The 14,872-nt window shown below is 37.6% G+C and carries 15 protein-coding genes and 2 pseudogenes; 14 read left to right on the forward strand and 3 right to left on the reverse strand.

Annotation, left to right across the window (positions count from 1 at the left end):
- A pseudogene (locus ACFSMW_RS19330) lies at window positions 1-156 on the reverse strand (IS110 family transposase); the annotation flags it as partial.
- A 308-nt stretch (window positions 157-464) separates the two neighbouring features.
- On the opposite strand from ACFSMW_RS19330, the gene ACFSMW_RS19335 reads away from it, so the two are divergent.
- From ACFSMW_RS19335 to ACFSMW_RS19355, 5 genes are all read left to right on the forward strand, one after another.
- Complete coding sequence (locus tag ACFSMW_RS19335; RefSeq protein WP_390357951.1) at window positions 465-905, forward strand: PH domain-containing protein; 441 nt, start codon at window positions 465-467, stop codon at window positions 903-905.
- Between the two features lie 57 nt (window positions 906-962).
- Window positions 963-1,289 carry an ASCH domain-containing protein gene (locus ACFSMW_RS19340; RefSeq protein ID WP_390358137.1) on the forward strand — a complete coding sequence of 109 codons (327 nt, stop codon included), beginning with the start codon at window positions 963-965 and terminating at the stop codon, window positions 1,287-1,289.
- Between the two features lie 465 nt (window positions 1,290-1,754).
- Window positions 1,755-2,585, forward strand: a complete 831-nt coding sequence (locus tag ACFSMW_RS19345) for a GNAT family N-acetyltransferase (RefSeq protein WP_390357952.1) — start codon at window positions 1,755-1,757, stop codon at window positions 2,583-2,585.
- A 162-nt stretch (window positions 2,586-2,747) separates the two neighbouring features.
- A complete protein-coding gene (locus ACFSMW_RS19350) occupies window positions 2,748-3,422 on the forward strand; it encodes a DUF2651 family protein (protein ID WP_390357953.1) in 675 nt (224 codons plus the stop codon).
- A complete protein-coding gene (locus tag ACFSMW_RS19355) occupies window positions 3,412-3,561 on the forward strand; it encodes a hypothetical protein (protein ID WP_390357954.1) in 150 nt (49 codons plus the stop codon). Before ACFSMW_RS19350 ends, ACFSMW_RS19355 begins: the two co-directional genes overlap by 11 nt.
- Window positions 3,562-3,837: 276 nt before the next feature.
- Here ACFSMW_RS19355 and ACFSMW_RS19360 read toward each other — a convergent pair.
- Window positions 3,838-4,134: pseudogene (locus ACFSMW_RS19360) on the reverse strand (response regulator transcription factor); the annotation flags it as partial.
- 490 nt (window positions 4,135-4,624) lie between these two features.
- Between ACFSMW_RS19360 and ACFSMW_RS19365 the strand changes: the two are divergent.
- The 4 genes from ACFSMW_RS19365 (at window position 4,625) to ACFSMW_RS19380 (ending at window position 7,667) form a co-directional block, all read left to right on the forward strand.
- Window positions 4,625-5,605 (forward strand): DUF418 domain-containing protein, encoded by a 981-nt coding sequence (locus ACFSMW_RS19365; RefSeq protein WP_390357955.1) that lies wholly within the window; start codon window positions 4,625-4,627, stop codon window positions 5,603-5,605.
- A gap of 47 nt (window positions 5,606-5,652) precedes the next feature.
- Window positions 5,653-5,994 carry a YxeA family protein gene (locus ACFSMW_RS19370; RefSeq protein ID WP_390357956.1) on the forward strand — a complete coding sequence of 114 codons (342 nt, stop codon included), beginning with the start codon at window positions 5,653-5,655 and terminating at the stop codon, window positions 5,992-5,994.
- A 262-nt stretch (window positions 5,995-6,256) separates the two neighbouring features.
- Entirely contained in the window at window positions 6,257-7,105 is an 849-nt protein-coding gene (locus ACFSMW_RS19375) for a sialate O-acetylesterase (RefSeq protein ID WP_390357957.1), read from the forward strand.
- A 34-nt stretch (window positions 7,106-7,139) separates the two neighbouring features.
- On the forward strand, window positions 7,140-7,667 hold the full coding sequence (locus ACFSMW_RS19380) for a PadR family transcriptional regulator (protein ID WP_390357958.1): 528 nt from the start codon (window positions 7,140-7,142) through the stop codon (window positions 7,665-7,667).
- Window positions 7,668-8,489: 822 nt separating this feature from the next.
- Here the strand turns inward: ACFSMW_RS19380 and ACFSMW_RS19385 are convergent.
- Complete coding sequence (locus ACFSMW_RS19385) at window positions 8,490-9,383, reverse strand: LysR family transcriptional regulator (RefSeq protein WP_390357959.1); 894 nt, start codon at window positions 9,381-9,383, stop codon at window positions 8,490-8,492.
- A gap of 122 nt (window positions 9,384-9,505) precedes the next feature.
- Here ACFSMW_RS19385 and ACFSMW_RS19390 point away from each other — a divergent pair, with 122 nt between their 5' ends.
- The 5 genes from ACFSMW_RS19390 to ACFSMW_RS19410 all read left to right on the forward strand — a co-directional run bounded on the left by ACFSMW_RS19390 (window position 9,506) and on the right by ACFSMW_RS19410 (window position 14,660).
- Window positions 9,506-10,522: an alpha/beta fold hydrolase gene (locus ACFSMW_RS19390; protein ID WP_390357960.1), complete on the forward strand. Its 1,017-nt coding sequence runs from the start codon at window positions 9,506-9,508 to the stop codon at window positions 10,520-10,522.
- Between the two features lie 459 nt (window positions 10,523-10,981).
- On the forward strand, window positions 10,982-11,422 hold the full coding sequence (locus tag ACFSMW_RS19395) for a cell wall hydrolase (RefSeq protein ID WP_390357961.1): 441 nt from the start codon (window positions 10,982-10,984) through the stop codon (window positions 11,420-11,422).
- Window positions 11,423-11,881: 459 nt separating this feature from the next.
- On the forward strand, window positions 11,882-12,871 hold the full coding sequence (locus ACFSMW_RS19400) for a zinc-dependent alcohol dehydrogenase family protein (RefSeq protein ID WP_390357962.1): 990 nt from the start codon (window positions 11,882-11,884) through the stop codon (window positions 12,869-12,871).
- A gap of 370 nt (window positions 12,872-13,241) precedes the next feature.
- Entirely contained in the window at window positions 13,242-14,120 is an 879-nt protein-coding gene (locus tag ACFSMW_RS19405; RefSeq protein ID WP_390358138.1) for a putative RNA methyltransferase, read from the forward strand.
- A 141-nt stretch (window positions 14,121-14,261) separates the two neighbouring features.
- Window positions 14,262-14,660 (forward strand): VOC family protein, encoded by a 399-nt coding sequence (locus tag ACFSMW_RS19410; RefSeq protein WP_390357963.1) that lies wholly within the window; start codon window positions 14,262-14,264, stop codon window positions 14,658-14,660.
- Window positions 14,661-14,872: the final 212 nt, after the last annotated feature.

Here is a 14,872-nt window from a genome sequence, read left to right on the forward strand (position 1 = left end):
AACCCGTTCTACCTCTTGATAAAACTGATAAAAAGCGTGAAGTCCTTGTAGATCATGAGTAAACTTAAAGCTTTGCTTATAAGTCTTTTTCCTTTGCAGGAATGCTTGGACCTGGTTTTCGCCTTTCGCGATATCCAGACCAATAACAGGATCCATATGACATACAACTCCTTTAATAGATTCGCCGGTACGCCCCTACATCTCTTGTAGTGTCATAGCTTCGCTTTTTATACGGGGTCTATGCCCCAACCAGCCTCAAACATGTTTCTACAAGGAGGGGATGGACAGTATTACGGACGGGATCAAGTCCCACGGGCGCGAACGTCCTACCCCGGCTTCCCTAAGCATAAAACCTATAAAAAATAGGTCAACCAGAAATAACTGGTTAACCATATAATACGAACGGGCGCAGTTGTTGAATAAGCATTGTTCCTGAATCGGTCCATTTTGTTGAACAAAAAATAATGAAAGTGGTGATTGAAATATTTTTCACATCAAAAAAGGACACTACCTATTCCCTGATTTGTTGGGGTACGGTTGTTTTTATTTTTTTTAGTATCCTTTTTAGTTTTTCGCTAACTGCATTTGGTGTTATCGTTGGAATTATTGGTTTAATGGCTATCGGTTTTTTGTTATGGATTTGGTTTGGCACTGGTTATCGAATAGAAAACAAGGTTATAAAGATTAAAAATGGACCATTTAGATGGGAAATCGCCATCCAGGATATAAATAGTATTGGCAAAACAAAAAGCCTAATGGCAACACCAGCTTTATCAGTCGATAGGTTGGCATTAAGGTATGGCAAATATGGTGAAATGCTGTTATCACCCAAAAACGAAAAGGTATTCATTGAGATGCTTCTAGCCAAAAATCCTCAAATAAAACTGGTTGGAAAAACATCATAAGTTCCACAAATTATAAATAATGTAGGGTTCGTGAGGAGTTGTTAAGTGGTGCATCAGATGGGATTGTATAGCGAATATTTTCAATCTATTAGAGAAGGAAAAAAGATAGTAGAAGTCCGATTGAACGATGAAAAGAGAAGGAAAATCAAAGTTGGGGATGCAATAGAATTTATTAAGGTTCCTCAACAAGACGAATTCCTAAAAGTACAGGTAATAGATCTTAAAAGTTACGATACTTTTGAAGCTATGTACAATGACATTCCCCCTGAAGATTTTGATTGTGAAGGATGGACAATAAAAGAAATGATAGATGGAACGTATGAAATATACACCCCCGAGCAAGAAAAGGAATGGGGAACATTAGCAATTATGATTGAATATTGAAGTGGTAGTTATAGGACGCGATTGGGGCATAGAAGTGCCCAGGAGTCGGGCCAGAATGGGAGATTACGGAGGTGATGTTAAGGGGTTCTTTGCCGATGAATGAAAAGGAATCACTCAGCTGGAAAAGGTCAGTTTTTCTTGGCTTTTATACTTACATGTTGATAACAGCGGCAAACTATTTTTATTATTTGGCAACGGAGAGTAGTTTATTTTTCCCGAGTTTTATTTTTTGGAGTGGGCTATTGGTTACCTTTGTGTCGTCCATATTTGTTTCTTCAAAATAAATTACATCAATTTTAGATATAGCCGTTCACTCGTTGGAGCTGGATTAAAATTTAGGCTTGGATTAAAGCCAGTTTAACTAACTGAAGGGATTGTTTAATAGCAGTATACAATCATCGGTCAGATTGTTGGGCAAGTAATAATTATTGGATAAGGAAATTGAGAGAGAAGGGTGGATGTCTTATGATATTAGAATTGGATAAAGCTGCATTTCATAAGTGTAGAAAGTTGATAAATGAACAAGGACAATTAGAAGCAATTGCAGTCGTTGACAGTATAAATCCCGGTCGTATTTTTGTAGATGATGTTAATGAACCGACATCTGGGGTGATTTGGTTAGGAAATAATGACGGATTCATATTTTTTGGAAGCGAGCAAAATGAAGTATTTAATAAGGAACTAAACGATTTTATTAACAATGTCATTAAACCGGAGGCAAAAAAAGTTCAACTAAAATGGTTTGAAGGCATTGGCAATCACGAAAAATGGAATACAGTTATTGAAAAAGCTTTTGAACATCGTAAGCTGGGAAGGTGGAATCAGAAGGTTTACAGCTTACAGCAAGATGATTATAAAGGTAGCTTAGAGCCTGAAATTGAACAGAAATATAAACTTGTAAAAATGTGTGGTTCTCTCTTTGAAAATGATCATAACCCAATAAAAAACATAGCGTTTTTACAATCAAAAATTTCAGAGTTTTGGACCTCATCTGAAGAATTTTTGACTAATGGCATGGGTTATTGTATCCTTTTTAAGGACGAAATTGTAAGCGTTTGTTTTTCGGGATTTGTTGCTGGAAATGTCCATTGCATTGATATCGAAACATTAGAAACTCATCGGAGGAAAAAGTTGGCACAAAAAATCGCTCATCACTTTGTCGAAGATTGCTTTAAAAATAATATGATACCGTATTGGGATTGTATGGAAATGAACAAACCCTCAGTTGCGGTTGCGGAAAATATAGGGCTACAAAATATATTTAACTATGTAGGCTATGATTTTTCAATTGAATAAGATTCAAGTATCAGCTAAAGAATCGTAATTAGATTATGCATCAATCGGATGCGATTACGGCATAGTGGTTTTCCAGAATCGAACCAGATTGTGATTAACTTTTTATGGTGGCTCAATGGTTTGTCAGAACGGGGAGAAACAATAGGAGGTGACTGAATATTTATGAAAGTGAGCTTGGAAGGCGTCAACAAAACGATATGGATTGTCGTATTAATTGGGGTTTTGGTTGGTACTTTTAGCCCTTTGGTATTTTTCAACTTAAATCATTCACTGGCAGTTTATGTAATGTATCCGATTGTCGCCTTGTTCATCGGTACTTTGGGTTACATTCTTGTTAGGAAACATTGGGCAGGACCGATTATTACACTGGTGGGGGGATTTATTAGTGCTTTGGTTTTTTCGAATTTATCCCCATGGACTTGGATCGTTGTCTATGCAATTTTCAGTTTGGTGGGTTCCTTTTTGGGAGCAGGTATCGAAAATTTAAAATACAAAAAGACCAAAATCACATTGAAAGTGCTGATCCGCATCGGTGGGATCTTACTAGCGATGATTAGTCTTATTTATTTTTCATTCTTTTTAGCCATGACGCCAGATAAATCAGAAGAAAAGAAAGTGATTACACAAGCTGAACAATATTTGGAGACGGAATATCCAAGCGGAAAGTACAAAATTTATGATGTTTTATATGATAACATGGGTAACTTCGACCAATTTGAATATGCTGCAAAAGTTCGAAACCTGGCAAACGGAGAGGAATTTCTAGTTTACTACAATGATCAATCCAAACAAATGGAAGACTCACTTAAATACGCGGATGAATTTTATGAAAGATAAGGTAGACCTGGAAGTTACTTCTTCAAGAATGGGGTTCGAATGCTTATTAAATGATGGTGTCCATGTACAAAGGGACCAGATGGTTGAAGAAACGATATTTATTGTTGTTGTAGTGTTTAAGGGGCGTAAGCTATGTTAATCGCAAAGTTTATCGGAACATTTCTATTTTATATTGTAATTTCTACCGCCACACTGGCTATTTATGAAACACTATTTTACCATAGTTTCAATTTTATAAATGACTTACATTCATCTCCTATCAAGCGTATGAAAAAAATTAAATAACCGTTAGCAGAAGGCGAGTAACAGTATCCAATTCCTAAAGCTTTTTGGTATCGCCTTTCCGCATACGATCATGCCGTCTTGGGCGTATTTTATTATCAACGATCATTTTTAATGATCGATGTTTGCCAATAGAAAGATAATCTTCCTTTCCTGCCAATCGGGGGTAGCGTTCCAACAGACTTTCCTTCATATCCGCCTCTTTTTTGATAAGGAATAGCTGCCTTTCCAAAAGTGACTTCCACTCGTTCCGGAGAAAGTTTGAGCCCATCTCTTTCCAAGACACGCTCTTCCACTTGGGTTGCATGTTCCCCGTTCGCACGACGAAGATGGCTGCGTATTTTGGCCATAACAATTTCAGAGTGAAATGGTTTGGTTATAAAATCGTCTCCGCCATTTTACAAGGCATTACTTGATCCAATTTTTGGGTCGTCTTCTACAATCATAATGTTTTGCATATTGCCCACTCTCCTCGTGTAACAAGTTTTAGAATTCTACTTCCCCCGTTTACCTTACATGATTGTTAGTTCATTGTAAGAAAAATCGATGGTTGCTTCTTCAAGTAATTCCTATAATAAAATTGCCAAATAAAAAAGCGATGATATATGAAAAGGGTTTGAGAGGTTATCATTTCCATAGAATTGGACCGAGCTGTTGAAGAAATTAACAAACGGATACATCAATCAAGAAGGATATGCATGGATAAGAATAGAATTATCATGTTTGCGAGTGATGAAAAATCGAGAAAAAGGAAACAGCATAAGGTCAGCTCTTGTCAGACGATTTGTTTCTAGTTTAAAGCTAGAAGGGGTACTTTAGCACTGGCAAATTATCATTAGGAAAGGTCATACTGTTTTCGCTCCTTTAGCTTCTGATCGAGCACATTTGATCAGCCTTATCACTAAGTAAAGGATGAGTTTATGATAAAAAAACGCATTGATACTTTAGATTTCTTGCGGGGATTTGCTCTATTAGGCATAATATTCGCGAATATCGCGCCAATAATAACACCTTCCTCACTTCAATCAAACTATTTTTGGAGCCAAATCTCTTTTTATGCGATATATGAACGATTTTTTATTATCTTTTCTTTTTTATTTGGGATTGGCTTTTATATTTTCATTACAAGAGCAGTCAATAGAGGCAATCATAGTACGATCCTTTTTATAAGACGATTGATCGTACTATTCATTTTTGGGTTAATCCATCAATTCTTTCAATTAGGAGAAGCTTTGCTTCCCTATGCGATATTCGGATTTATCCTTATTCCTTTTTATAAATTAAAACCGAAAATTAATTTTATTATCGCTGTCATACTCTTAATCCTTGCTGTATTTCTCGGAGGAAGTTATTTTATGATCTTGCCTATGTTTCTACTAGGTTTATGCATGGGGCAATGGGGGATTTTTGAAAATATTACAGCACATCAAAAAGCATTTCGTATCGTGCAAGTTTCATCTCTTTGTCTCTTGCCTGTAGTACTTTTTATTCAATATTTCTTAATGAAGGAAAATGAACAAATCGATCTAGCTGGTGCCATTGCTGCGCCCTTTGTAAGTGCGTTCTATGTGACTACTTTGACACTCTTGCTCCGGCATAATAGGATTCAAAAGGTATTAACACCTCTTAAGTATGTTGGAAAAATGGCGTTAACGAACTACCTCGTTCAAACCGTACTGATTTTAACAGCTAGTGGTCTATTCGATTTAAAAGGTTATGTGCATCAAACAACATTAATGAACATTGCCTTCATAATTTTAATAATCCAAATGATATACAGCACCATTTGGTTTCAATATTTTAAGATCGGTCCCATGGAATTTATATGGAGAATAGCAACATACGGAAAGCTGCCCGATCGTTATAAAACGAATGCTAATCATTCAAAGTTACCCCAATAATGCGAAAAGTAATGACTCAGAGGACACAATGTAAAGGATGATTTTTGATGAAAAAATTACTTATTATCAGTATGGGATTTGCCATATGTTTATTGTCTGCGTGTTCGCCACAGCCATTGCAAACAATTGGTTCGACTAAATATTATGTGGAAATTGATGATGCTGGTGAGGAATATGCAGAATCTGATTACTCCAGATATAAATATAATATGATGGGTTTTGATAAGGATGGAGAGGGGAAAGAACTTTCTTTCACAGCTGGACATCAATTAAAACAAGGTGCTTATTTAAAGGTGCATTACAAAAAAGGTGAAGTAATTACCTATGAAGAGGTGGATGCTGATGACGTCCCTAAAAAGGCACAGGAGTTATTGGAAGAGAAAGATTGAGATTGGTTTTTCTTTTTGAAAGGGACTGGTTTAGGATAACTAACAAGTAAAAGAAGATGATTTCTTTTATGATTAACGAATGTACTCAAACAATGATAGATGTAATCGAAATGGAGATGCGCATATAGAGGCGTGTCTTTTTGTTATTGACCATTTAGGTGAATAAAGATGAAATCAGTTTGACAAGAGAGTCTAATTAACTATACTTTTAATCACATTTAGTCTAATTAGACCATCGGAAACAAAGGAAGAAGGTTTTTCTATGAAATCTATATTGTTAATCGGACAATCCAATATGGCAGGCAGAGGATTTATTAAAGATGTACCACCAATTTATAATGAGCATATTAATATGTTGCGAAACGGCAGATGGCAAATGATGGCAGAACCACTTCATTTTGATCGCCATATATCTGGTGTTGGACCGGCAGCATCTTTTGCCCAGGCTTGGACAGAGGATCATCCGGGCGAGTCCATTGGGCTAATACCATGTGCCGAGGGAGGAAGCTCTATTGATGAGTGGACAATTGATGGACCATTAACAAGACATGCAATTTCGGAAGCGAAATTCGCTATGGAAACAAGTGAAATAGTGGGGATTCTGTGGCATCAAGGAGAAAGTGACAGTTACGGAGAACATTATAAGACGTATGAAGATAAGTTGCTTTCATTGTTCAAACATTTGAGAGATGAATTGCATGCACCAGATATCCCGATCATTATCGGTGAATTGGGACATTACCTTGGAGAGGTCGGATTTGGAAAAAGCGCTATAGAATATAAACAAATTAACCAGATATTATCTGATGTTACCCTTACTGAAAAAAATTGCTATTTTGTAACATCAAAAGGTTTAACAGCAAATCCGGATGGCATCCATATTGATGCTGTCTCTCAAAGAAAATTTGGATTAAGATACTATGAAGCTTTTTCAAAACAAAAACATGTTTTAGAGGTTTTGGACATAGAGCATGAATGGATTGAAAAGGAAGCAAAACGTGAACTAACTAAAAATGAACGCATATTTGTTCAAAGTACGAAGTTTGCTTTAGGACAATTGAGTTTTGAGGAGTTTTCTATTCATGTCTCCAACATCAATGAAAGTAAGTAAAGCAAAATAACCCCATATTATGAGGAGAGATCTATTGATTCCACTTTTAATCTTAGGTTTGTTAAAAGAAAAACCAGGTTCGTATGGATATGAACTTTTGACAATTATGAATGAGCGAAATTACAAGTTTGTAGTCAATTACACCAAAGGTTCATTCTATTACAATATCCAACAGTTAGAAGAAAAAGGGTTGATTCAACGTATTGCTGAAATAAGCAAAACAGAATCGAGGGAAAAAAATAAATACACGCTAACTGATTTGGGAATTACAGAGTTTTATCGTTTAATGACGAAGTACGGGACAAAAACGGATTATATAAATCTTTCTTTTTACAGTGCTATGCTTTTTGAAGAAGAATTCGACAAAGACAAGATGAGGGAACTAATTCTTGTTCAGATTAAACAAACAGAGAAAAAGATTTCTCTCATAGAGGGAGCTCTAGCAAATAGATCAACTCTCATGAAGAGTTTTGTTCGCATGTTGGAAAATTCCCTTTCACACCATAAAGTTAATGTAAATTGGTTTTATGAACTATTAAAGGAAATGGATGAGGAAGTATAGGGGGAGAACAAAAACAGGAACCTTTCCAACTTGAAGAAGGAAATGGTTAAACAATAGGGCGCAAATCCGGAACAAGAATGATGAAGCTCTTTCTTAGGCAAATTCGTAAAATGAGGTCTACAAGAAGTGAAAGGATGCCGTTTGTTTTCTCGGGATAATAAGAAAAAATGTTGTTTCGTGATTATGCAAGGTTACAACGTTAAAGCAGCAGAAGAATATCATTCATTTAAAAAAAGAACTTGCATCAAAACATTGGATCATAGAGCAACATATACAAAGAAAACAGGAGCTCCATCTTCATTAAAAGTATTATTGAAAAATCCAGGAAGGAAAAAGGTAATTCGCAGTGCTTTACAGACACACATCTCAAGGGGGTGGAGACAGAACTATCCAAAAACAGCTATAAAGTGCCATTTCACATCTAGTTGATTGGAGCGAAAGGCGGCTGACTCCTTGAAAAAGAAATTCGCTTTTTCTGCGTGCGATAGGAATGCTGCCGAAGCGTTCCTTGTCCTGCGGGAACAATGGTTTTCGATGGGGAGCGTAATCGCAGTCCCAGCACGAGTCTGAAGCCCCTCAGGAAGTGATTTTCTTAGAAAGTACATGAGAGAAGGCAAGCTGCATACGGCCTTTGCGGCCAACGCTTTCACACCCCTTGGCGAGGCGCCTGGCGTGCAAATCAATGAAATTGCTAAGCTGGATAAAAAATAGTTGGGCGGTTCCATGTCAAGATGGTACCGCTCAACTTTTTTCATTTCTTTGGGTTTTGTTTCACATAAAGTTTATTTAGCTTGCAGCAAATCTTGGCCCATTCCCTAACTATTACTTTATGGCAATAAGGTCCCTTGTTATTTCTAAGAAAGCTTTGATAGCAGGTGAAAGCCATTTATCTTTGTGATATAACATCTGGGTAAAAACCTGAAGATTTGGCATTTCCCAAGGAAGTGAGACCAATTCGCCCCGTTCCAGCTCAGCCTTTACAGCTATTTTGGGGAGAAAAGAAATACCTATCCGGGCTATAGCGCATTGTTTAATCGTTTCTGCACTGCTAAATTCTAAATTCGTCATACTGTCATGAATTCCCTGTTTCTTTATGGTTCGATCAAAAAGTGTACGATAGGTACATCCTTTCTCTGTAAGCAAAAACGGTTCCTCCTGGAAATCTTCTGAACGAAGGTTTGTCCGTTGTGCAAGTGGATGGTCCGGAGAGACGAGAAAGAGAAAGGGTTCTTCAATTAAAGGTTCACTCACAAGGTTCGTTGATACAACCGGCTCATCCAACATAAAAACAATGTCGGTTTTTCCTTCGTAAAGACTTTGTTTAAGTTGTTCATTAGCAAAAGGGCGAAAAATCAGACGTATGCCAGGGTAACGAGCACGAAAAGATCTTAAAACAGAAGGTAAACGGTAAGAACCAGGGACTTCATTGGCACTGATGGTGAGGGTTCCCGTCAATTCTTCCTTTTCTTTCATGGCTATATGTGCTTCATCTACACTATTTAACACCTTTTCTGCATGTGACAAAAATCGTTTTCCGGCGTCGGTGAGAACGATTTGTTTTCCCAATCGGTCAATGAGATGAGTATCCAGTTCTTCTTCTAAGGCTTTCATTTGCATCGTGACATTGGATGGAACATAGTTAAGTGCCTCTGCAGCACGAGTGAAATTCCGCGTGAGAGCAACTGTTCTAAAGGTAATAAGCTGACGTATTTCCATAATGGTCCGTCCTTATGTTCAATTTTTTTGAATGATGGGTTCAAAAATGTTCGCTTTTATTAACAATAGCATCCCTTTATACTAAAGACAAAGAAATGGATCAATGGAAGGAGTCAGTTATGATGGATTATGAAATATTTGAACTTGGGGATGTTACATTGCAATCTGGTGAGACGTTACCTAATGCATTTCTCGCATTTAAGACCTACGGGACATTGAATCAAGACAAAAGCAATGTGATTGTTTATCCTACTGCATTTGGAGATACACATGTAAACAACAAGTGGTTAATTGGTAAAGGAATGGCGCTAGATCCTGAAAAATACTTTATCATCGTTCCGAATCTGCTGGGCAACGGATTATCTTCGTCACCAAGCAACACGCCATCCCCATTTGACCGGAATCATTTTCCACAGGTAACCATCTACGATAATGTGAGGTTACAACATCGGCTGGTTACTGAAAAATTCAGCATCCAAAAGATTGCTCTTGTAGTTGGGTGGTCAATGGGAGGCATTCAATCATTTCAATGGGGTGCAAGTTATCCCGACATGGTGGAACGAATTGCTCCTTTCTGTGGCGGAGCGAGGACTTGGCCGCAAACGTATGTGGTCCTGGATGGAATGAAAGCAGCGCTCATGAATGCAGTTGGCTTCGATTCAAGTAAACTAAACCAGCTGACCTCTGCAGACATGCGCGCCGTTGGCCGGGTCTATGCGGGATGGGGTTTATCGCAGGCGTTTTACAGAGAGAAACTGTATCGTGTGCTAGGATATGAATCATTGGAAGATTTTGCGGTGGGCGTCTGGGAAAATAGTTTTATGAAGATGGATCCGCATAATGTCCTGGCCATGTTATGGACAGGCCAAAATGCAGATATTAGTGCAAACCCCTCCTATAATGGAGATTTCGATGAGGCGCTCAAAAGTATTAAAGCGCTTGCCTGCGTCATGCCAGGGAGCACGGATCTCTTCTGTACCGCGGACGATAACGAATACGAGGCTAAGCTCATACCTCATGCTGTTTTTAATCCTATCGACTCGATTTGGGGCCATTTTGCCGGCCGTGGAATCAATAGTGTCGATAATAATTTTATCGATGACAACCTAAGACGCTTATTGGCAAGTGGTACAAACTGATAGACTATCATTTGAATTGGGGCTCCTTGGAAGTAATGGCAGGAAAAGACAATGGCATCCATATCGTACAATCGGATAAGCTGGATGAATCACTCATTTACAGGGTATGGCGCAAGTTGAGTGGTTCATAGCCCGGATGAACCACTTATTTCAGGGTATGGCGCAAGTTGAGTGGTTCATAAAGAGTTGCGCCTGTTTTACATATATGGTCCCGGTGCACAAAGGCTGTGGTTTCTTTGCAAAAAACAGAAGTAATTTATGATTTCGATTGAAGTCAAACCAGCAGTTTCACTTCTGGCACTGTTTGAGTGAACGATATCACTTGCACGTGGACAAAAGAAGATGGGCAATAGTTAGCCGCTGTTATCGGGCAGATGAATTTAAAGCTGATTATTCTTATATTTACAAACAAGGACGAATGCCGGCCTTTTTTCATACTATAATTTTGGAGGTGAAAAAATGGCAAGAGTAGCTTTCCGAGATGCGGACGTTGACTTAATGGCAAGGATGATGAGAGCAGAGGCTGAAGGTGAAGGACAACAGGGAATGCTGTATGTTGGAAACGTGATTGTGAACCGTGCTGTAGCAGATTGTACTGACTTTAAAGATTTGCGGTCAATTGAGGACGTCATTTTTCAAGTACAAGGGGGGAATTATTCCTTTGAAGCTGTGCAAAAAGGCAATGTTTTTTATCAAAGAGCTAGAAATGTTGAAAGAAAATTAGCTAGAAGAAATTTGGAAGGTTGGAGAGAACATCCGGCGAAATATGCTCTTTGGTACTTTAATCCATATGCACCTTGTCCACCGACATGGTATGGTCAGCCTTTTACTGGTCAGTTTAAACAACATTGTTTTTATGAACCAGCAGCTGGAACGTGTGACAGTGTTTATTCAGGATAACGAGCTTATCAAAGCAAAATCTGACACGAATGACAAGTTTCGTTATAAATGCTTCAAGTTCAAAAAACAGAGAATTCATGCGTGAATGCAAACTTTACAATTAGGGGTGGGTGACGGAATCAAGTTTCCGGAAACCATCCCGTCAATATATACGGGATGGGTCATTAGCTTTATGCCCCCGAAAGTTAGAGCAGCAAATATGATAGAAGATGCTGCAGAAAGGCTAAAAACAGGTGTGTTTTTAAAAGAAAGTGTTAAAATTATTATACGTATCTGTAAGACTGTTTCCCGGAACAGATGACAATACCAATATGAGGATCCAAAAGGGAAGTGCGATTCTAGAGGATGATGGGCGCCCAGTTTTTAGGAATCTAGCCAGCTTGTTTAAGAATAAAGAACTGTTTGGGTAAGAAATGTTTTTAAATAAATGTAAGTTTTTATACTGAAGGAGAGGGTTTTTTGAAAGCTAAATGTCTTCAATTCAATGAATTTGGCAACCCGCAAGAAGTACTTAAAGTTGAGTACAAAGACATTCAGCCTCCAAAAGCAAACGAGGTTCTTGTACGCATGACAGCCAGACCAATTAACCCATCTGATTTAATCCCGATAAGAGGTGCGTACGCTCACAGAATTTCCCTGCCCAATATTCCGGGTTATGAGGGGGTTGGGGTGGTTGAAGATGTGGGCTTATCGGTATCTCAAAGCCTAATTGGCAAGCGTGTTTTGCCTCTAAGGGGAGAAGGAACTTGGCAAGAGTTCGTTAAAACATCAGCAGAATTTACAATTGCAATTCCAGATTTTATTGATGATTATACAGCTGCGCAAATGTATATAAATCCAATTACAGCATGGGTTATCTGTACGCAAGAGCTAAGATTAAGATCAGGTGACACTCTCTTAGTCAATGCTTGTGGTTCGTCCATTGGGCATATTTTTGCCCAACTATCTAAAGCCCTCGGCTTCCGACTAATTGCGATAACCAGGAACGATACATATTCAAAGGAATTACTAAGGCTCGGTGCTGCTTATGTGATAAATACTTCTATACAGTCATTATATGAAACAGTGATGGACTTAACTGATGGATTCGGAGCCGATGCAGCTATTGATTCAATTGGAGGGTCAGCCGGAAATGACTTAGCATTTTGTGTTCGCACTGAAGGCACTTTTTTAACCTTAGGTCTTTTATCAGGAATTCAGGTAGACTGGGCAAGGATTACCAATGAGACAAAAGTGAAGGCGAAATTATTTCATTTGCGGCATTGGAACAAAAGAGTCTCCGTCGATGTTTGGCAGGAGACATTTGACCATTTAATAACATTGCTCAAAGATAAAAAATTAGAGCTTATGAGACCTGGATCATATTACAGGTTATCGGAAATACAAGAAGCTGTTAGGACTGTTGAATCTTCGGAGGGAAATGAAGGAAAAGTGATTTTAACGAACTGATCGGATTGCTTATTCCACATTTATCGGGAATAGATGCCGCGTCCCAATGTCCAAGAAACAGACTAGATTGTTGTTGAGTGTCGTGTTGACCCAGTATCGCAATAAAACGATTGTAACAATCATCTAAAGAATTAAATATACACTTGCAATGGGAAATGAAACATGCTAATGTGTTTACGGGTTAGATCCCTATCAACCTATTCAAGGGAGTTATTTCCATGATTATTCAATTCATTCGTTTTAGATAGTAACAGGTATAGATTATTAGGAGATCCGATGCATATTTTTAAAAAATATGTTGAGGGTTTATTTGTCTATGCCTTTTTCATTTATCTAAAAACAAATGAATGAGGTGACTTCTTTGTTTAAAATGAATAAAAGAATTAAGAGTGCAAAGTATTTAAGTAACTTCGAATCTATTTTCAAGTGTCCTGTTTGTAATTCATCCATGAAGGTTTTTCAGTTGAAAAGTTTAATTTGCTTAAATAACCATACATTTGATTTTGCCAAGCAAGGATATATCAACTTAACTGTTCACCCAGTGAAAACGAAGTACGGCAAGGATCTTTTTGAAGCAAGAAGAAAACTTATTATAGAGTACGGCTTTTTTAAACCACTAAGCCAAGCAATTGCTGAAACCATAAGTAAGCATACTGTTAATAAAGAAACAATATCTTTAATTGATATGGGATGCGGAGAGGGCTCACACCTGTCCCAAATTAGTGATATTGTTAATTCTGAATATAGTAAAATAGTTACGGGAGTGGGAATTGATCTTTCCAAAGAAGGTGTTTCGGTAGCTGCAAAGAACTATTTCGATAAGATTTGGGCGGTTGCCGATCTTGCCAATACACCATTTGCGGATAAGCAATTTGATGTTATATTGAACATCTTGTCACCTTCAAATTATACGGAATTTAACCGACTATTAAAGGCTGAAGGTTTAGTGATAAAAATTGTTCCACAGAGTGGTTACTTAAAAGAATTAAGAGAAGTTATATTTGATGAACCTGAAAAACAATCTTATTCAAATGCCGATATTGTTAAACGGTTTAATGAGAATATCCAATTAGTAGACAGGTCAAGCCTATGTTATACTGTTGAACTTGATAATCCCGGAATTCAAACGTTGATTCAAATGACGCCTTTATCATGGGCAACCGCGGAGGAACAATTTAAAACACTCTTAAAAGCGGATTCAACTAAAGTAACCGTTGATCTGGAAATATTAATCGCTAAGAAAGAATAAAATCTTTTAAAGAGGCAGCACGCGGCAGGGCTGCCTCTTTAAAAAGACTAGTTAATGAATTAAACTTAATGGATCAACCCAATAATATAGTAGAGATAATTATTATACTTTAGAGAATAGAAAATGAAAGGAGAAAATTTTATGGGAAAGGTAATACCGTTTTTAATGTTTCAAGAGGGGAAAGCAGAAGAGGCAATGAATTTTTACACTTCGCTAATTTCAGATTCAGAAATCACAAGCATAGTTAGATATGGCGCTAATGAATCCGGAGATGAAGGAACCGTAATGCAAGCTACCTTTACAATAAAAGGGCAAGAATTTATGTGCATTGACAGTAATGTGAAACATCAGTTTTCCTTTACGCCTTCATTTTCTATCTATGTAGACTGTGATACTGAAGAGGAAATTAACAATCTTTATCATAGCCTTTTGGATGGTGGACAAGCCCTCATGCCAATTGGCGATTATGGTTTTAGTAAAAGATTTGGTTGGCTAAACGACCAATTTGGAATATCGTGGCAATTAAACCTTGCAAAATAAAATGGTAAAATAATTTCCTTTATCAGTCTGATTGTTGTTGGACTTATTTCACTTGCTGTCTATGTTTTTGCAGCATATTAATATCCCTTCAAATCCCTTGGAGTACTTTTCCGTCCCTTCCTCTTTTATTCTTTTATTTCTTAAACCGATAACCCACGCGCAATGATGGAAAGTATTGTGATAAGCTTCCAATTTAAAGTTTTATATACGTT

Source organism: Tigheibacillus halophilus, from assembly GCF_042683165.1.
Taxonomy (GTDB): Bacteria; Bacillota; Bacilli; order Bacillales; family Amphibacillaceae; genus Tigheibacillus; species Tigheibacillus halophilus.